Origin of the sequence: Gordonia sesuvii (assembly GCF_036350415.1) — a bacterium.
GTDB lineage: Bacteria > Actinomycetota > Actinomycetes > Mycobacteriales > Mycobacteriaceae > Gordonia > Gordonia sesuvii.
Genome location: NZ_JAZDUF010000001.1, coordinates 158,115 through 175,944, shown reverse-complemented (window position 1 = coordinate 175,944; position 17,830 = coordinate 158,115). Strand labels below are relative to the sequence as shown.

Sequence of the window (17,830 nt, the reverse complement as noted above, 5' to 3'; positions counted from 1 at the left end):
CCGGGCTGGGCCGCCGGGGGATCAGCGCGAGAACATGAGGGCGCGCTTGACCTCCTGGATCGCCTGGGTGACCTGGATGCCGCGCGGGCAGGCCTCGGTGCAGTTGAACGTGGTGCGGCAGCGCCACACACCGTCCATGTCGTTGAGGATGTCGAGACGCTCGACGGCGGCTTCGTCGCGGCTGTCGAAGATGAACCGGTGGGCGTTGACGATCGCGGCCGGACCGAAGTAGCTGCCCTCGTTCCAGAACACCGGGCAACTCGTGGTGCAGCAGGCACACAGGATGCACTTGGTGGTGTCGTCGAAGCGCGCGCGGTCGGTCTGGCTCTGGATGCGTTCACGCGTCGGCTCGTTGCCCGAGGTGATCAGGAACGGCTTGATCGCGCGGTAGGCCTCGAAGAAGGGCTCCATGTCGACCACGAGGTCCTTCTCCACCGGCAGGCCCTTGATCGGCTCGACCGTGATGGTGAGCTCCTTGGACTTGTCCTTCGGAAGCATGTCCTTCATCAGGAGCTTGCAGGCCAGGCGGTTGACGCCGTTGATGCGCATCGCGTCGGAGCCGCACACGCCGTGCGCGCAGCTGCGGCGGAACGTCAGCGTGCCGTCGAGGTAGCCCTTGACGTACAGCAGCAGGTTCAACAACCGGTCGGTGGGCAGCGCCGGAACGCGGAAGCTCTCGAATCCCTGCGCATCCGGGTTCTCCGGATTGAACCGGAAGATCTTCAAGGTCACCATGGTGGCCTCGTCGGGTACCGGGGGCAGTGGCGGTTCGTCGGAGGCCGGTGCCGGGTTGTCCATGATCGCTGTCATCAGTACTTACGCTCCATCGGCTCGTAGCGGGTCTGCACCACGGGCTTGTAGTCCAGCTCGATGTCCGAGAGAAGGCCTTCGCCCTTCTTGTACGCCATCGTGTGGCGCATGTAGTTGACGTCGTCGCGGTCCGGGTAGTCCTCGCGGGCGTGGCCGCCGCGGGACTCCTTGCGGTTGAGCGCTCCGGCGACCGTGACCTCGGCCATCTCCAGCAGGAAGCCGAGCTCGATCGCCTCGAGGAGGTCGCTGTTGAACCGCTTGCCCTTGTCGTGCACGCGGATGTGGTTGTACCGCTCCTTGAGTGCATGGACGTCGGTGAGCGCCTGCTTGAGCGTCTCCTCGGTGCGGAACACCGACGCGTTGTTGTCCATCGTCGCCTGCAGTTCCGTGCGGATGTCGGCGACGCGCTCGTGCCCGCGATCGCTGAGCAGCAACTCCAGCCAGTCGTCGACCATCTTGGTCGGGGTGTCGGGGAGTTCGACGAACTCCGCCGAGGTCGCGTAGTCGGCGGCCGCGATGCCCGCGCGGCGCCCGAAGACGTTGATGTCGAGCAGCGAGTTGGTGCCGAGACGGTTGGCGCCGTGCACCGAGACGCACGCGCACTCGCCTGCGGCGTAGAGGCCGTGCACCACGGTGTCGTTGTCGCGCAGCACCTGGCCCTCGATGTTGGTCGGGATGCCGCCCATCACGTAGTGGCACGTCGGGTAGACCGGCACGTACTCGGTGACGGGATCGACGCCGAGGTAGGTGCGGGCGAACTCGGTGATGTCGGGGAGCTTCTCGTTGAGGACGTCCTCGCCGAGGTGGGTCACGTCGATGTAGACGTAGTCCTTGTTCGGTCCCGCGCCGCGGCCTTCGAGCACCTCGAGCACCATCGACCGCGCCACGATGTCGCGCGGTGCGAGGTCCTTGATGGTGGGGGCGTAGCGCTCCATGAAGCGCTCACCGTCGGCGTTGCGCAGGATGCCACCCTCACCACGCACGGCCTCCGAGATCAGGATGCCGAGGCCGGCCAGGCCGGTCGGGTGGAACTGGTGGAACTCCATGTCCTCCAGCGGAAGTCCCTTGCGGAACACGATGCCCATGCCGTCGCCGGTCAGGGTGTGGGCGTTGGAGGTGGTCTTGTACATGCGTCCCGAACCGCCGGTCGCGAACACGATCGACTTGGCGTGGAACACGTGGATCTCGCCGGTGGCGAGCTCGTAGGCCACGACACCGGTCGCGACCATTTCGCCGTCGGAGTTCTCACCGAGGCAGATGTCGAGGGCGTAGAACTCGTTGAAGAACTCGACGTCGTGCTTGACGCAGTTCTGGTACAGCGTCTGCAGGATCATGTGGCCGGTGCGGTCGGCGGCGTAGCAGGCGCGCCGGACCGGCGACTTGCCGTGATCGCGGGTGTGGCCGCCGAAGCGACGCTGATCGATCTTGCCCTCGGGAGTGCGGTTGAACGGCAGACCCATCTTCTCCAGGTCGAGGACCGCGTCGATGGCCTCCTTGGCCATGATCTCGACGGCGTCCTGGTCGGCGAGGTAGTCGCCGCCCTTGACCGTGTCGAAGGTGTGCCACTCCCAGTTGTCCTCTTCGACGTTGGCGAGAGCGGCACACATGCCGCCCTGCGCGGCGCCGGTGTGGCTGCGCGTCGGATACAGCTTGGTGAGCACCGCGGTCCGCGCCCGGGGTGCGGACTCGATGGCGGCGCGCATGCCGGCACCGCCGGCACCCACGATGACTACGTCGTAGCGATGTTCCTGCATGTCTTCGTCAGTCTCCTCAGCCGACGCTGTTCACGTCGAAGGTCAGCAGTGCGTAGGTGCCGAGCACCAGGACCAGGATCATCGAGATGCCCAGCAGGACGTTCAGCCAGAAACGGGTGGAGTCCTTGCGTGAGTAGTCGGCGATGATGGTGCGGACGCCGTTGCCACCGTGCAGCTGGGCCAGCCACAGCATGGTGAGATCCCAGATCTGCCAGAAGGGTTCGCGCCAACGGGCCGCGACGAACGAGGCGTCGATGCGATGCACGCCGTCGTCCCAGGCGAGCATGATGAACATGTGGCCGATCGTCAGGATGATCAGGGCCAGACCCGAGAACCGCATGAACAGCCATGCGTACTTCTCGAAGTTGCCGCCCTTGCGCATCCGCGGCGAGCGCGGATTGTCGAGGCTGGCCGGTCGGTCGTACTGGGTGCCCAGGGTCTTGGCGGCACCCGCGGTGTGCGATGCAGTCATCAGGTGCCTCCTAGAATGCGTGGCTGATCAGGATCTGGAGCAGTCGGATCGTGGCCGCGCCGAAGACGATCACGAACAGCGTGAGGATCACCCACAGCATCTGCCGCTGGTACTTCGGTCCCTTGGACCAGAAGTCGACGAGAATGATCCGGACGCCGTTGAGTGCGTGATAGAGGACGCAGGCCACGAGGGCGATCTCCATCAGGCCGATGATCGGCGTCTTGTACGTCTCGATGATCTCGGAGTACTTGTTGGGATCGATCCGGATGACCGCCGTGTCCAGGACATGGACGAAAAGGAAGAAGAAGATCGTCACACCGGTGATGCGGTGCAGCACCCACGACCACATGCCTGGGTCGCCTCGATAAAGGGAGCGCTTGCGCACCGGCTCTGGTGCTACCTCGGTGGGGGTGCTCATCGCGAAACTGGCCTCCAACAGCGTCGATGGATGTGCCGAGTCGGCATTCTCACGCTCGGCCGTGGACCCATGCATGAGACTCTAAACCTATGCTGAGGCCGGGCATAAATTGCCCGAACGGATCTGGGCGACAAGTGATCTCGATTTAGGGTTGCCTAACCAACGTTCGCATTGGTAAGTGACGTCACAAATTGCTCACCCGTACCGATTGTGAGGAGCGCCTGATGCCTGCCGAGGTGGACTGGAAGTTACTGCGGGACAACGCACAAGCGATGATCGGACGCGCCTACGCGCCCTACTCCGGCTTCCCGGTGGGGGCCGGCGGCCTCACAACCGAAGGCCGTGTTGTGCGGGGCTGCAATGTGGAAAATGTCTCATATGGCCTCGGTATCTGTGCCGAGGTCGCCCTGGTCGCCAACCTGGTCGGAACCGGCGGTCAGCGGCTCGTCGCGGTGTCGGTGTGCGACGCCCGCGGCGCGATCCTGATGCCGTGCGGTCGCTGCCGGCAGGTCCTGCTCGAACACGGCGGACCCGAGTTGGTCGTCGATCACCCGGGCGGCCCGCGACGGCTGGCCGAACTGTTGCCCGACGCGTTCGGGCCCGACGATCTGGAGGCCGCCCGGTGACCACCCTGGACGGAGCCGGCGACGGCGCGCACGAGGACGCAGGGATCATCGACACCATCTCGGTGATCCGCACCAAACGCGACGGCGCCGAGTTGAGCGACGCCCAGATCGACTGGGTGATCGATCGCTACGCCCGGGAGCACGCCCACGTCGCCGACGAGCAGATGTCGGCACTGCTGATGGCGATCCTGCTGCGCGGGATGAGTCGACGCGAGATCGCGCGCTGGACCGAGGCGATGATCAACAGCGGCCGCCGGATGGACTTCTCCGGGCTGCGTCGAAACGGACGTCGTCTGGTCACGGTCGACAAGCACTCCACCGGCGGGGTCGGCGACAAGATCACGCTGCCGCTGGCCCCGCTCGTCGCGTCGTTCGGGGTCGCGGTTCCGCAATTGTCGGGACGGGGTCTGGGCCACACCGGCGGCACGCTGGACAAGTTGGAGGCCATCCCGGGATGGCGGGCCGAGATCGATCCGGCCGACATGGTGACCCAGCTCGAGCGGGTGGGGGCCGTGATCTGTGCCGCGGGCGGCGATCTGGCCCCGGCGGATCGACGTCTCTACGCACTGCGCGACGTGACCGCGACGGTGGAAGCGATCCCGCTGCTGGCGAGCTCGATCATGTCGAAGAAGATCGCCGAAGGGACCGGCGCCCTGGTACTCGACGTCAAGTTCGGAACCGGAGCGTTCCTCAAGACCGAGGCGGAAAGCCGCGAGCTCGCCCAGACGATGGTGGAGCTGGGTGAGTCCGCCGGCGTGCGGTCGCGCGCTTTGCTGACGGACATGAACACCCCGCTGGGACGGACCGCGGGCAATGCCCTCGAGGTGGCCGAGTCGGTCGAGGTCCTCGCCGGGGGCGGCCCCGACGACGTCGTGGAACTCACGCTCGCCCTCGCGCGGGAGATGCTCGACGCGGCCGGCCTCGACGTCGATCCGGTCGTGAACCTCGCCAACGGGAAGGCAATGGACGTCTGGCGGGCGATGATCACGGCACAGGGCGGTGATCCCGCGGCCCCGTTGCCGCAGGCCCGGCACACCGACACCGTCGTGGCGGGGGATTCGGGCGTGGTGACCCGCGTCGACGCCTGGGACGTCGGGATCGCCGCGTGGCGTCTCGGGGCAGGTCGGGCGGTGCCGGGGGAGAATGTGCAGGCCGAGGCGGGCATCACCGTGCACGCCAAGCCCGGTGAGCGGGTGCGGCGCGGGGATCCGCTGTTCACGATGCACACCCGGACGCCGGAGCGGTTTGCCGCTGCCCGGGCGTCACTCGCGACCGCGGTCACGGTCGATGACGCGCCGAGCGAGCGCACGCCGCTGATCGCCGGTCGCGTTACCGTCGGTGCATGACGACCGTCGACGCGACCCCGACACCCGAGCGACCGGCAGACGGCCCCGGCCGGCCCCTCGACCTGCCGAACATCTCCCTGGCACCCAAGGTCCTGTTACACGACCATCTCGACGGCGGGTTGCGCCCGCGCACGGTCCTCGAACTGGCACATGAGGCCGGGTACTCCGACCTCCCCGCCGACGACGCCGACGATCTGGCCGCCTGGTTCCGCGACGCCGCCGACAGCGGCAGTCTCGAGCGCTATCTGGAGACATTCACCCACACCGTCGCGGTGATGCAGACATCGTCCGCGCTGTCCCGGGTGGCGCGGGAGTGCGTCGCCGACCTGGCCGCGGACGGCGTCGTCTACGCCGAGGTGCGGTATGCGCCGGAACAACATCTCGAACAGGGGCTGACCCTGGACGAGGTCGTCGAAGCCGTGCTCGCCGGATTCGCCGAAGGGGAGCAGGAGGCCGCGGCCGCGGGTCGCCCGATCATCGTGCGGTGCCTGGTCACCGCGATGCGTCATGCGGCCCGCTCCCGCGAGATCGCCGAGTTGGCGGTGCGGTATCGCGACGCCGGGGTCGCCGGGTTCGACATCGCGGGAGCCGAGGCCGGCCATCCTCCCACCCGTCATCTCGATGCGTTCGAGTTCATGCGGGCCAACAACGCCCACTTCACGATTCACGCGGGCGAGGCATTCGGGCTGCCCTCGATCCACGAGGCGTTGGCGTTCTGCGGCACCGATCGGCTCGGGCACGGGGTGCGCGTCATCGACGACATCACCCTGCCCGACGGCACCGACCTCACCGCGGAGACCTTCGAGGGTGCCGAGCTCGGCCAGGTCGCGAACATCGTGCGCGACAAGCGCATTCCGCTCGAACTGTGCCCGAGCTCGAACGTGCAGACCGGTGCGGTGGCATCGATGGCCGATCACCCGTTCAACGTGCTCGCCCGCCTGCGGTTCCGCGTGACCGTGAACACCGACAACCGGCTGATGAGCGACACCACCATGAGCAAGGAGTTCCTGCGGCTGTCTGCGCAATTCGGCTACGGCTGGGCAGATTTCGAACGGTTCACCGTCAATGCGATGAAGTCGGCGTTCATCCACTTCGACGAACGTCTCGCACTCATCGACGACGTGATCAAACCGGGGTATGCGGTGTTGCTGGGGTGACGGTGGATCAGCGGGCGTGCGCGATCTCGATACGCTCCTCGCTGCCGCTCGTCTGCTACTCGATCAGCGGTAAAAGAGTCGAGTAGCTGCGAGCCGCTGGTCGAGCAGTGTATCGAGACCCGGTGACCCGTCAGGACTTCTTGACCAACCGCCGCTCGAAGTCGTGCACCAGCGCGCGAAACGCCTCCGACTCGTTCTCGAACGGCGGGCTCGGTGCCATCCGTTTCGGGTCCGGATTGATCGCGTAGTCGACGAACCAGCCCAGCGGGGTGGTGGAACCCAGCGCCTCGGACACCGAGTCGTCGTCGGCGTAATCGGCGGCGTCGGTGAGCAGCTCGACCGCGAGATCGAGCTGGTTGCGGTCCATGCGCCGCGGTCCGTCGGCGATGTCGTCGGCGAGGCCGGGCAGTACGTAGACGTTGTCGTCGATGACGTCGAACTCGAGGGAGCCGTCGGTGGCCGCGGTGCGGACGTCGTCGAAGGTGGAGACGTCGGCGAGATCATGGTCGTCGGCGTCGGCCAGGTACCGGCCCAGCCCGCGGGCCGAGGTGAACACGAAGATCTTGCCGTCGGCACCGAGGAACACCGGGTCGTCGCCGAGGTAGCAACGCAGAGACAGGTACTCGCCGTCGGCGGTGACGATCTTGATCGGGTCGATGCCCACGTTGGCCCAGAAGTCGTCATCGTCGACTTCGTCGGATTCGTCGTCCTCGTCCTCGTCGTCGGTGTCGTCCTCGTCCTCGTCGCTGTCGCTGTCCGAGGCGTCGTCGTCGGAGTCCTCCTCGACCAGGTCGAGATCCTCGTCCTCCGGCTCGTCCTCGTCCTCGGCCGACGCGGCCGCCTCGAGCTCGGCTGCGGCCGTCGACACGGCTGCGGCATCGACATCGGGGGTGGTGATCACGTCGTCGATGGCGTCGACGACGTCGTCCCAGTGTTTGGCGATGAGACGCCCGATGCGGACCCACAGGTCCACGCCCTCACGGCCGGTGAAGTTCTGCGTCCCCGTCGTCACCGCCCCCAGGATGGGGTTGCCGTTGAAGAACTTGGTGATGACCGTCAGCTCGCAGACCTCACCGAGGATCCGGACGATCTCGAGGGCGTCCTCGAGTTCGGCGATGACCTCGGGGCTGGGATCCTCGGCGGCGAGTTCCGGCACACCGACCAGGTCGTAGCTGTGTCGGTCGTCGGGCACCAGTTCGTCGGCCTGCAGACCCGCCATGGTCTCCCACGCGGGGTGGTCGACGAGGTCGTTGTCGTCGTCGTAGCGGACGAATGCCGCGAGCTCTGCGACGCCGGGAAATCCGTAGAGATCCTCGTCGAGGCCGAGGAAGGCCTCCCATTCGTCGTCGCCCTCCCGCCACCGGGGTGCCCAGAGGGTGAAACGGTTTCCGTCGGTGAGTCCGAGCTCGATGGGGACGATGTCTCCGGCCATGAGGACACAGCGTAGCGATCGGACCTGTGAACTCGGGTGGCGCCCCCGCGACCTCTCGGTGAACGCGGATCGATCGACCCTCGTCGTCATCGCGGTCGATAGAACCCCTGGAATCCCTGACCGGCGTTCGTGGTGCGCAGCGGTGACGTCTGTACCGGATCCCCGGCTTCGACGAGCTGGTTGTTCCCGACATACATCGCGACATGCCCGTCCCAGACGGCGAGGTCGCCGGGCGCCAGATCGGACTGGCTCACAGCGAACCCGGCGGTGTCCTGGTCCTGTGCGAGTCGTGGCAGATCGACGCCCGCCTGACGGTAGGCCCACTGGGTGAAACCGCTGCAGTCGAATCCGTCCGGGGTGGTGCCACCCCACACGTACGGCACACCCCGTTGACTGAGGGCCGCGCGCACGGCCTTGGCGGCTCGCTCGTTGGGGGCATAGGCGACCGAGCCGTCGGGCAGGCGGATCGCGACGCCCCCGGAGTCGGATGCAGGTGAGACGCCGGTCAAGGTGGCGGGTGCCTCGGTGCGGGCCAGCGCCATCATCGCGTCGGTGTCGGCGCGCAGGTCGGCCTGGGTGCGCGCCACGATCTGCATGCCGCGATCGATATGGTCGAGTGCCACCGGAAGGATCATCGCGACGCCCTGCGGGCTGAACAGGTTCGGTCCCATCGCGGCCGCCACCCGGTGGAATGAATCGACCAACCCGTTGAGTTGATCGGCGGCGACCTTCACCTTGGCGCCCGCGTCCTCGATCAGTGCGGCGATCGCGGCGGAGTCGTCGATCCTCGCGATGGTGGCCCGATGGGTCCGGTCCGCGGCCCGTACCGCGGAGTCCGCCCCGGTGCCGCGCCACTGCGCGGCCACCTGTTCGGTCGCGGCGGCCGACTGTCTGCGCACACGGTCGAGTTCGTCGGCGGTGGAGCGCAGCCGGTCGGCCGGGTTGCCGGGTGGCAGGATTCCGGTGCCCAGAGCGGTGATCATGATGCGTAGCGGCGCGATGACGATGTCGACGGTCAGCATCTAGAGCCGCAGTTCCGTGTCGGCCACCGCGGCGGCATTGCGGTCGTCGGCGTCGACGTAACGGGCGTCGGCGCCGCGTGTCGTGGAGTCTTGGCCGCGATGGCGTTGCGCGATCGCGTCGAGCGCGCGCGAACGGCAGTCCAGCACATAGGCGGTCGCGGCCAGGAAGTCGGCGCCGATCACCCCGAAGGTCATGGTGAGTTCACCGACCTCGCCGCGCTGGGTTGCCGACTGTGCACCGACGTCGTCGGCCGCGGCGCCCTGGCCGCGTGCGTACGCCGTGAGCGCCGCTGAGTGGGTGGTTACCTCGGTCATGTAGTTCTGACGTCCCGCCGCGACGTCTGGTTCCACTTAATGTGATGGCATGCAGGTACAGATCGTCGATCACCCGCTCGCCGCCGCCCGTCTGACCACGATGCGCGACAAGACCACCGACAACGCGGCGTTCCGCGCAGCGTTGTCGGACCTGACCCAGATGCTCGTCTACGAGGCCTTGGCCGATGCGCCGACCGCTACCGTGTCCATCGAGACGCCGCTGACGGCTTTCGACGGTGCGCGGCTCGCCACCCCACCGCTGCTGGTGCCGGTGCTGCGCGCGGGCCTCGGCATGGTGGAGCAGGCACACGCGATGGTTCCCGAAGCCCATGTCGGATTCGTCGGGGTGGCCCGCGACGAGACGACCGCCGAGCCTGTCCCGTATCTCGAGTCGCTGCCCGACGACCTGGCCAGTCTACCGGTGTTCGTCCTCGACCCGATGCTGGCGACCGGCGGTTCGATGCTGCACACGATCGAGTTGCTCGTGGCACGCAACGCGACCGACATCACCGCGGTCTGCGTCGTCGCCGCGCCGGAAGGTGTCGCGGCGCTCGAACGCTCGGGGCATCCGGTGCGACTCGTGGTGGCCGCGGTCGACGAGCGGCTCGACGAGACGGCCTACATCGTGCCGGGCCTCGGTGACGCCGGCGATCGGCAGTTCGGCCCGCGCTGAGCGCCGGTGGTCGTCGTCGGCGGGTTCAGGCAGCGGTCGCCGACCATCGGCCGCCGGTGCGTCGCACCACCACGTCGTGGTCGAAGCATGCGCTGATCGCGGTCGTGGTCAGCGTCTCGTCGACGGGCCCGGCGGCGACGACCTCGCCGTCGCGCAACAGCATCGCGTGACTCGTGCTGGCCGGCAGATCCTCGAGGTGATGCGTCACGAGCACACTCGCGAGTCCGGGCACCTCCGACCGGAGCAGGTCGATCCCGCTCAGGAGTTTCTCCCGCGCCGCGAGATCGAGTCCGGTGGCGGGCTCATCGAGCAGCAACAGCGCGGGCCGTGGCATGAGCGCACGGGCGATCAGGGTGCGGCCGCGCTCGCCCTGGCTCATCACCGGCCAGACCGAGTCGCGCCGCGCGGTCATCCCCAGTAGCTCGAGCAGTTCGTCGGCGTGGCGGTGTTCGTCGGCGGTGTAGCGGTGGCGACGGTCGAGTTCGGGCGTGTTGGTGAGTCCGGTGAGTACCACCTCGTGCGCCGTGAGCGGGACGTCGATGCGCCAGCGTGGGTCGACGTGACCGACGTGTGTGCGGAGCTCCCGCATGTCGACCCGCCCCAGCCGTCTGCCCAGCACGTCGATGGTGCCGGTGGTGGGGTGGCCGCGGGCACCGAGGATCGTCATCAAGGTCGATTTCCCGGCGCCGTTGGGCCCCAGCAGCGCCCAGTGCTGTCCGCCGAGCACCTGCAGATTCACGTCGCGGAGCAGGGAACGGCCGCTGCGGACCACGTGGATGTCCCGGGCGTCGAGGAGCGTGTCTGCGGGCACGTGACAACGGTAGTCACCGCTCGCCCGCCGGCCGATCCGGGTCGATGCGTCAGCCGGGCAGTAGGTCGAGCACATCGTCGGCGAGCGCGTGCAGTCGGTCGGTCGTGGCTGCGACGTCGCCGAGCCCCGGAGGGGCGACGAGTTCCAGGTAGTACTTGAGTTTCGGTTCGGTGCCCGACGGCCGGGCGATCACGCGCAGGCGGATCGCCTCCTCGCCGTGGGTGCCCGACAGCATGATCGCGTTCGTCCGGAGCTCGTCGTCGCGATCGGCGAAGTCGTCGGCAGTCACGGGAATCCCGGCGAGCGAGGTCGGCGGTGAGTCGCGCATCGTCGCCATGATCTCGGCGATGCGGCTCAGGTCGGTCACCCGCACCGACCGTTGGGCGGTGACGTGCAAACCGTGTTCGGTGGCGAGCTCGTGGAGTGCGGCGGCCAGGTCCGACCCGGCCGCGACCTGTCGGTGGGTGAGCAGTGCCGCGACGACTGCGGCGCTGATGCCGTCCTTGTCGCGGACCGCGACCGGGTCGACGCAGTGCCCGATCGCCTCCTCGTACGCGTAGACCAGCGGCTCCCCGGCGCGGACCAGCCATTTGAATCCGGTCAGGGTCCGTACGTGCCGGGCGCCCGCGGCATCGGCGACCGCGGCGAGCATCGAACCCGACACGATCGTGCTGGCGACCACCGGATCGTCGACCGTGGCGGCGTCGAGGAGATACCGGCCGAACATGGCGCCGGTCTCGTCTCCGGTCAGCATCCGCCAGGAGCCGTGGACCCGGGCGCCGACCGCACACCGGTCGGCGTCGGGATCGAGCGCGATCGCGACGTCGGCGTCGACGCGGTCGGCCAGCGCGAGCAGCCGATCGGCCGCGCCCGGCTCCTCCGGGTTCGGGAATGTGACCGTGGGGAAGTCCGGGTCGGGTGCGAATTGCTCGGCGACGACGTGGATGTCGGAGAAGCCGGCTCGTTCCAGGGCGGCGACGGCGAACGCACCACCGACACCGTGCATCGGCGTGAGGGCCACCCGTACCGAGGACCGCACCCGACCGAACCGGGCGGTCAGCCGTCCGAGATAGCGGTCCGCGTTCGCCCTCGCCCGTGTGTCGGGCGAAATCGGTTGGCGGGCAACGGTGTCTGCCGGTGGCGCGGTGGCGATGAGTTCTTCGATCTCGCGGTCGGCGGGTGGGATGAGCTGGGCGCCGCCGGCCAGATAGACCTTGTAGCCGTTGTCGGTGGGCGGATTGTGCGAGGCGGTGACCGCGACCGCGGCGACTGCGCCGAGGTCACGGCACGCGAACGCGATCAGCGGGGTTGGTGTGGTGCCCGGTAGTCGGACGACGTCGAATCCCGCCGCGGCCAGAATTTCCGCTGTGGCGGCGGCGAACTGCGCCGAACCGTGCCGGGCGTCGCGGCCGACCACGACCGTGGCGCCGCCGTACCCGCGACCGGCGAGCCAGCGACCGAGGGCATGCGTGGTGCGCGTGACGACGGCCACGTTCATGCCGTTCGGTCCCGCGCGGACCACACCGCGCAGTCCTGCGGTTCCGAAATGCAATGTGCCGGAGAATCTCTCATCGAGTTCATCCGGTGCGAGGGCGGCGAGTTCGGCTCGGGTGTGCGGGTCCGGATCGGCAGTGATCCACTCGTGCGGATCGATGACCGTCATCGCGGCATCACAGCTCGGCGACGATCGACGCGAGCAGCTCACCCATCCGGGCGGCGGACGCGCGGCCCACCTCGAGGACCTCGGTGTGGCTGAGCGGTTCGCCGGTGATCCCCGCGGCGAGGTTGGTCACCAGCGACATGCCGAGGACGTCGAGGCCGGCGGCGCGGGCGGCGATCGTCTCGTGCACGGTGGACATGCCGACCAGGTCGGCGCCCAGGGTGCGCAGCATGCGGATCTCGGCGGGCGTCTCGTAGTGCGGCCCGGGCAACCCGGCGTAGACGCCCTCGGCCAGCGTCGGATCGGTGCGCCGGGCGATGCCGCGCAATCGTGGTGAGTACGCGTCGACGAGGTCCACGAACTGTGCCCCGGCCAGCGGCGACCGGGCGGTGAGGTTCAGATGGTCGGCGATGAGCACGGGCTGGCCCACCGACATGTCGTCGCGGAGGCCACCGGCGGCGTTGGTGAGCACGATGGTGTGGGCGCCGGCCGCGGCCGCGGTGCGCACCGGATGCACCACCCGGGCCAGAGCGTGGCCCTCGTAGGCGTGGATACGCCCCAACAGAATCAGGACACGACGATCGCCGAGACGGACCGAGTGGACCATGCCGCCGTGTCCGGCGGCCTTCGGTGGGGTGAAGCCGGGCAGAGCCGCCATCGCCACGCTGGCGATCGGGGTGCCGAAGGCCGCGGCTGCGGGTGCCCATCCCGAACCGAGCACCACCGCGACGTCGTGGGCGGCGCAATCGGTCTCGGCGGCGATGGTCGCGGCCGCCGCGATCGCAGCGGCGTCGGCGTCGGCGGTGGGGTCCATGGGCCCAACCCTAGTGCCCGGCGATAAAGTCCCTACATGCCGTTTCTCCGTTCTGCAGGCGCCGTCACCGAGCTCTACCTCGGAACCGAGGGCGTGGAACTCGACGAGTCGAATCCCGAGAACCGCTTCGGGCCCGGTTGGATCGCCTCAGTCGACGAACTGCTCGACCAGGTCGCCGCGGAACCGTTGACCCCGCTCGTCATCACGGCGACGGGCAAGTTCTTCACCAACGGCCTCGACACCGACCACATCGCGACCAGCCCGAAGGGGCTGCCCGCCTATCTCGACAGCGTCCACGCCCTGTACCGCAAGGTGCTCACCCTGCCGGTCCCCACCGTCGCCGCGATCAACGGGCACGCGTTCGGAGCGGGAGCGATGTTCGCCCTGTGTGCCGATCACCGCATCATGCGGACCGGTCGGGGGTTCTGGTCGCTGCCCGAGGCCGCGCTGGGTATGCCGTTCCCGTTGGGGATGAGCTCGCTGATCCGGACCCGACTCGACGACGCGGTGGCCACCGAGGCGATGCTGACCGCCCGGCGCTACACCGCCGAGGAGGCGCTCGAGAAGCGGATCGTCGAGGAGATCGTCGACGTGGACTCGCTGCTCGAGCGTGCCCGTGCCGTGGCCGCCGAGCGCGCCCCGCTGGCCGGGCCGAACCTGGCCGAGATCAAGCGCAACCTGCGCCAGCCGCTGATCGCCGACCTCGACATCGCGTATCCGCGGACGGTGTTGTGAGGCACATCCGATGGCAGTGAGTGAACGCGAGATCCGGCCGGCCGCACCGCGCGACATCATCGACGCGTGGTGGGCGGCGCACGGCCAGGACGTGGTGCGGTGGCGTCGCACGATCCACGCCCACCCGGAACTGTCGCGCCAGGAGGTCAACACCACCGAGCTGGTGATGTCGGAGCTGAGCGCGGCCGGTCTGTCGCCGCGTCGTCTGCCGTTGGGAACCGGCGTGGTGTGCGACATCGGTGGTGACGACCGACCGCGGATCGCGTTGCGCGCGGACATGGATGCGCTGCCGATCACCGAACACACCGGACTGTCGTTCAGCTCGTCGGTGGAGGGCGTCTCGCACGCCTGCGGCCACGACGCGCACACCGCCATGCTGATCGGCGTCGCGAAACTATTGGCCTCGGTCGACGAGTTGCCCGTCGGTGTCCGGCTGATCTTTCAGGCGGCCGAGGAGGTGATGCCGGGCGGCGCGCTCGACGCGGTGGCGGCCGGCGTGATGGGCGGCGTCGGACGGATCTACGCGCTGCACTGCGATCCCAAACTGCCGGTGGGCTCGGTGGGCATGCGCTCGGGCGCGCTCACATCGGCGGCCGACCATATAGATCTGGCCCTGCATTCGCCTGGTGGTCACACGTCGCGGCCTCATCTCACCGGCGACCTCGTCTATGCGATGGGCACGGTCATCACCGGTCTCCCGGGAATCCTGTCCCGACGCCTGGACCCGCGCTCGGGCACCGTGATGGTGTGGGGCGCGGCGAATGCCGGCAGTGCGCCGAACGCCATTCCGCAGGACGGTCGGCTGCTGGGCACGGTCCGCACCGGTGATCATTCGACCTGGGCGGAGCTGGAACCGTTGGTGCGCAGCGTGATCGGCGAGCTGCTCGCACCGCTCGGCGTGCGGTACGACCTGTCGTACTTCCGCGGGGTTCCGCCGGTGGTCAACGACGAGCGCGCGGTTGAAACGATGCGTGCCGCGGTGGCGCAGATCGGTCCCAACGCGGTCGCCGACACACCCCAGTCGCCGGGCGGGGAGGACTTCTCCTGGTACCTCGAACACGTGCCCGGGGCGATGGGACGGCTGGGCGTGTGGGACGGCATCGCGCCGCGCGTGGATCTGCACCAACCGAATTTCGACCTCGACGAACGGGCGCTGGAGGTCGGGGTGCGCACCCTCGCAGGCATCGCCCTGGCCGACGCCGACTGAGGTACGCCGCTACGGTTCGACCGGGCCCGGTCCGGGCCCGACGTTGCGGGATTCGCGGAGGCGCAGGTCCTGCACATAGTCAGCTGGCGCGCCGGCGATCTCGGCGGCCTCGGCCATGACCCCGAGATAGCGGGCCGACGGCAGTCCGCCCTCGTACGCGTCGAGCACATACAACCAGGCGAGGACCGGTCCGTCCGCGGTGTCGACCCGCACCCGCAGCTTCACGTGGATGCCGAGTTCGGAGCCCTCCCAGCGGTCGAGGTTCTCCTCGTCCTCCGTTGTCACGTCGTAGAGGACGACGAACACCTTGGCATCAGGGTCCTCACGATCCTCGGTCACGGTCGCGAGGGAGCCCTCCCAGCCGATGTCGCCGCCCCCGAACGTCAGCCGCCACCCGTTCAGCCACCCGGTGCCTGCCATCGGCGAATGCGGGGCCCGCTCGGCCATCTGCTCGGGATGCATGTTGGACCCGTAGGCTGCGTAGATGGGCATGTATGCCTCTGACCTGCACTTTCTCGTCTGAGCGGTGGTGGTGCCAGCACATGGGGGTCGCTGGGGTTCCACATTCCCGATAGATCGTATTACGCCGGGCGGCAGATCACGTCGGGCAGCGCGGGGTCTCCACCGGCCGCGGATTCAGCGGGGCGCGGTCGGCGCGGAACTGCTGGGCCAGTGCTGCGGGCACAGGTGCCGGATGGTGATGAGGAGGACCTGGTCGATTCCGGCGGAATGGGCTGCCGGAGAACCGGCGACGATATCGACGATGAAGGTTCGAACACGGTCCGGCGTGGCGCCGCTGCCGATCATGTGACATACCTGACGGCCGAAATAGATCACACGAGGTGGTTGGTCGATCGGGAAGCCTTGGGCGCTCAGTTCGCGAACGTAGTTGCTGTCGGCCTCCACGACCTGCGGATCGGCCGCTCCGTCGGGCGTGTCATAACTCTGGTCCCCACAGGCGGTGAGGATCAGGACGACGAAGAGAGCGCACCCGAGGACGCGCATGTTTTGAGTGTAGGTCGCGACCGTCGTCGCCGATGCGGACTCGACCAAGTCGCCCACGGTCTCGGGGACTAGGTTGGTAGGCGGCACGGACGCGGCGACCAGGAGGACTTGTGACCAAGATCGTGATCATCGGCGGCGGGCCGGCAGGGTACGAGGCCGCATTGGCGGCGGCGGCCTACGGCGCCGACATCACGGTGATCGATTCCGACGGAGTCGGTGGTGCGTGTGTGCTGTGGGACTGTGTGCCCTCCAAGACGTTCATCGCCTCGACCGGTGTCCGCACCGAGGTGCGGCGCGCGGTCGACCTGGGCATCAAGCTGAGCACCGACGACGCGCTGGTCACGCTGCCGCAGATCCATCAGCGGGTGCGCGACCTGGCGTTCGCCCAGTCCGCCGACATCCGCTCGCGTTTGATGAGTGAGGGCGTGACGGTGGTGTCGGGTCGCGCCGAACTGGACGAACGTCAGATCGGGGTGTCCACTCACGGCGTCATCGCGACGCTCGCCGACGGGTCGACCAAGCGTTACGAGGGTGATGTCGTCCTGGTGGCGACCGGTGCGTCCCCGCGAATCCTGCCCGACGCCCAACCCGACGGGGAGCGCATCCTCACCTGGCGTCAGCTCTACGACCTGCACGAATTGCCCGAGCACCTCGTCGTCATCGGCTCCGGTGTCACCGGAGCGGAGTTCGTCCACGCGTATACCGAGCTCGGGGTGAAGGTTACGCTGGTGTCCAGTCGCGACCGGGTCCTGCCGGGCGAGGACGAAGACGCGGCACTCGTTCTCGAGGACGCCCTGGCCGAGCGCGGCGTCGAACTCATCAAGCATGCTCGTGCCGACAAGGTCGAGCGCCACGGCGATACGGTGACAGCACATCTCGCGGACGGTCGTACCGTGACCGGGTCGCACGTGTTGATGACGGTCGGCTCGGTGCCCAACACCGGTGACCTCGGACTCGATCGGGCCGGCGTCGAGGTGGATCGCGGCGGCTACATCACCGTCGACCGGGTGTCGCGGACGTCGGTGCCGGGCATCTACGCCGCCGGCGACTGCACGGGTCTCCTGCCGCTCGCCTCGGTGGCGGCCATGCAGGGACGGATCGCGATGTATCACTCGCTGGGCGAGGGGGTCAGCCCGCTGAAGCTGAAAACCGTTGCGTCGGCGATCTTCACGCGTCCGGAGATCGCTACGGTCGGTGTCTCACAGAAGGCGATCGACAACGGCGACTATCCGGCCCGCACCGTGATGCTGCCGCTGGCGACCAACCCGCGCGCGAAGATGAGCGGCCTGCGGCGCGGCTTCGTGAAGATCTTCTGCCGTCCGGCCACGGGGGTCGTCATCGGCGGGGTGGTGGTGGCGCCGACGGCGTCCGAGTTGATCCTGCCGCTCGCCCTGGCCGTGCAGAACAAGCTCACCGTGTCCGATCTGGCACAGACGTTCTCGGTGTACCCGTCGTTGACCGGCTCGATCACCGAGGCCGCGCGCCAGTTGGTCCGCCACGACGACCTCGACTGAGTAGAGATCTCACCATCCGCGCACCCCGCAACCATCCGCGCACGTAGCAAGGCGCGCGG

The 17,830-nt window shown here is 68.3% G+C and carries 19 protein-coding genes; 7 read left to right on the top strand and 12 right to left on the bottom strand.

Features of this window, described 5'->3' with window-relative positions; translation table 11 throughout:
- Positions 1-21: 21 nt before the first annotated feature.
- From VZC37_RS00745 to sdhC, 4 genes are read right to left on the bottom strand one after another with little or no spacing between them, the layout of a single operon-like run.
- Positions 22-810, bottom strand: a complete 789-nt coding sequence (locus tag VZC37_RS00745) for a succinate dehydrogenase iron-sulfur subunit (protein ID WP_330430509.1) — start codon at positions 808-810, stop codon at positions 22-24.
- Positions 810-2,564, bottom strand: a complete 1,755-nt coding sequence (gene sdhA, locus VZC37_RS00740; RefSeq protein ID WP_330430508.1) for a succinate dehydrogenase flavoprotein subunit — start codon at positions 2,562-2,564, stop codon at positions 810-812. The genes VZC37_RS00745 and sdhA overlap by 1 nt, the downstream gene beginning before the upstream one ends.
- 16 nt (positions 2,565-2,580) lie before the next feature.
- Positions 2,581-3,036, bottom strand: coding sequence for a succinate dehydrogenase hydrophobic membrane anchor subunit (locus VZC37_RS00735; protein ID WP_330430507.1), 456 nt, complete (start codon positions 3,034-3,036; stop codon positions 2,581-2,583).
- A 10-nt stretch (positions 3,037-3,046) separates the two neighbouring features.
- Positions 3,047-3,454, bottom strand: coding sequence for a succinate dehydrogenase, cytochrome b556 subunit (sdhC, locus tag VZC37_RS00730; protein WP_330430506.1), 408 nt, complete (start codon positions 3,452-3,454; stop codon positions 3,047-3,049).
- 224 nt (positions 3,455-3,678) lie between these two features.
- Here sdhC and VZC37_RS00725 point away from each other — a divergent pair, with 224 nt between their 5' ends.
- From VZC37_RS00725 to VZC37_RS00715, 3 genes are read left to right on the top strand one after another with little or no spacing between them, the layout of a single operon-like run.
- Positions 3,679-4,080, top strand: coding sequence for a cytidine deaminase (locus tag VZC37_RS00725; RefSeq protein WP_330430505.1), 402 nt, complete (start codon positions 3,679-3,681; stop codon positions 4,078-4,080).
- Positions 4,077-5,426, top strand: coding sequence for a thymidine phosphorylase (locus VZC37_RS00720; RefSeq protein WP_431309295.1), 1,350 nt, complete (start codon positions 4,077-4,079; stop codon positions 5,424-5,426). Before VZC37_RS00725 ends, VZC37_RS00720 begins: the two co-directional genes overlap by 4 nt.
- Positions 5,423-6,583 carry an adenosine deaminase gene (locus tag VZC37_RS00715; protein ID WP_330430504.1) on the top strand — a complete coding sequence of 387 codons (1,161 nt, stop codon included), beginning with the start codon at positions 5,423-5,425 and terminating at the stop codon, positions 6,581-6,583. Before VZC37_RS00720 ends, VZC37_RS00715 begins: the two co-directional genes overlap by 4 nt.
- 130 nt (positions 6,584-6,713) lie before the next feature.
- On the opposite strand, the gene VZC37_RS00710 is transcribed toward VZC37_RS00715, so the two are convergent.
- The 3 genes from VZC37_RS00710 to VZC37_RS00700 all read right to left on the bottom strand — a co-directional run bounded on the left by VZC37_RS00710 (position 6,714) and on the right by VZC37_RS00700 (position 9,352).
- Entirely contained in the window at positions 6,714-8,015 is a 1,302-nt protein-coding gene (locus VZC37_RS00710; RefSeq protein ID WP_330430503.1) for a primosomal protein, read from the bottom strand.
- An 86-nt stretch (positions 8,016-8,101) separates the two neighbouring features.
- The gene (locus VZC37_RS00705; RefSeq protein ID WP_330430502.1) at positions 8,102-9,037 is read right to left on the bottom strand and encodes a C40 family peptidase; all 936 of its coding nucleotides are present in this window, start codon (positions 9,035-9,037) and stop codon (positions 8,102-8,104) included.
- Complete coding sequence (locus VZC37_RS00700; protein ID WP_330430501.1) at positions 9,038-9,352, bottom strand: type VII secretion target; 315 nt, start codon at positions 9,350-9,352, stop codon at positions 9,038-9,040.
- Between the two features lie 49 nt (positions 9,353-9,401).
- Here VZC37_RS00700 and upp point away from each other — a divergent pair, with 49 nt between their 5' ends.
- Positions 9,402-10,025: a uracil phosphoribosyltransferase gene (gene upp, locus VZC37_RS00695; protein WP_330430500.1), complete on the top strand. Its 624-nt coding sequence runs from the start codon at positions 9,402-9,404 to the stop codon at positions 10,023-10,025.
- A 25-nt stretch (positions 10,026-10,050) separates the two neighbouring features.
- Here the strand turns inward: upp and VZC37_RS00690 are convergent, their stop codons facing one another.
- Genes VZC37_RS00690 through VZC37_RS00680 form a run of 3 tightly spaced genes read right to left on the bottom strand, consistent with a single transcriptional unit; the run spans position 10,051 to position 13,310 of the window.
- Positions 10,051-10,836 (bottom strand): ABC transporter ATP-binding protein, encoded by a 786-nt coding sequence (locus VZC37_RS00690; RefSeq protein ID WP_330430499.1) that lies wholly within the window; start codon positions 10,834-10,836, stop codon positions 10,051-10,053.
- Between the two features lie 49 nt (positions 10,837-10,885).
- Complete coding sequence (locus VZC37_RS00685) at positions 10,886-12,499, bottom strand: phospho-sugar mutase (protein WP_330430498.1); 1,614 nt, start codon at positions 12,497-12,499, stop codon at positions 10,886-10,888.
- A gap of 7 nt (positions 12,500-12,506) precedes the next feature.
- A complete protein-coding gene (locus VZC37_RS00680) occupies positions 12,507-13,310 on the bottom strand; it encodes a purine-nucleoside phosphorylase (RefSeq protein ID WP_330430497.1) in 804 nt (267 codons plus the stop codon).
- 36 nt (positions 13,311-13,346) lie between these two features.
- On the opposite strand from VZC37_RS00680, the gene VZC37_RS00675 reads away from it, so the two are divergent.
- Together VZC37_RS00675 and VZC37_RS00670 are read left to right on the top strand one after the other, a co-directional pair.
- Positions 13,347-14,045: an enoyl-CoA hydratase/isomerase family protein gene (locus tag VZC37_RS00675; RefSeq protein ID WP_330430496.1), complete on the top strand. Its 699-nt coding sequence runs from the start codon at positions 13,347-13,349 to the stop codon at positions 14,043-14,045.
- Between the two features lie 10 nt (positions 14,046-14,055).
- On the top strand, positions 14,056-15,252 hold the full coding sequence (locus VZC37_RS00670) for an amidohydrolase (RefSeq protein WP_330430495.1): 1,197 nt from the start codon (positions 14,056-14,058) through the stop codon (positions 15,250-15,252).
- A 9-nt stretch (positions 15,253-15,261) separates the two neighbouring features.
- Here VZC37_RS00670 and VZC37_RS00665 read toward each other — a convergent pair whose 3' ends face one another.
- A complete protein-coding gene (locus VZC37_RS00665) occupies positions 15,262-15,744 on the bottom strand; it encodes a gamma-glutamylcyclotransferase family protein (RefSeq protein WP_330430493.1) in 483 nt (160 codons plus the stop codon).
- Between the two features lie 144 nt (positions 15,745-15,888).
- A complete protein-coding gene (locus VZC37_RS00660) occupies positions 15,889-16,257 on the bottom strand; it encodes a DUF732 domain-containing protein (protein WP_330430492.1) in 369 nt (122 codons plus the stop codon).
- Between the two features lie 110 nt (positions 16,258-16,367).
- Here VZC37_RS00660 and VZC37_RS00655 point away from each other — a divergent pair, with 110 nt between their 5' ends.
- Positions 16,368-17,771 (top strand): NAD(P)H-quinone dehydrogenase, encoded by a 1,404-nt coding sequence (locus VZC37_RS00655; RefSeq protein ID WP_330430491.1) that lies wholly within the window; start codon positions 16,368-16,370, stop codon positions 17,769-17,771.
- Positions 17,772-17,830 lie beyond the last annotated feature (59 nt).